The 239-nt window shown below is 39.3% G+C and carries 1 protein-coding gene; it reads left to right on the top strand.

Features of this window, described 5'->3' with window-relative positions:
- A partial coding sequence (locus tag ACX9YW_RS23530) for an EF-Tu/IF-2/RF-3 family GTPase (protein ID WP_460351225.1) occupies nucleotides 1-239 on the top strand: 239 nt, incomplete at both ends.

Below are 239 nucleotides of genomic sequence, written 5' to 3'. Positions count from 1 at the left end.
AGGCTGATGACAGCAAACCATTTGCAGCTTTAGCATTTAAGATATCTAGTGACCCATTTGTAGGTCGTTTAACCTTCATTCGTGTTTATACTGGTTCACTTGAATCTGGTTCGTATGTTTTGAATGCATCAAAAGATAAACGTGAACGTGTAGGTCGTTTGCTTCAGATGCATGCTAACTCCAGAAAAGAAATTCCTGAAGTCTTCTCAGGTGATATTGCTGGTGCTATTGGTTTGAAG

Source organism: Pseudoneobacillus rhizolycopersici, from assembly GCF_054786815.1.
The sequence above is the reverse complement of the archived record's forward strand: the minus strand, read 5'-3'. Positions and strand labels throughout refer to the sequence as shown.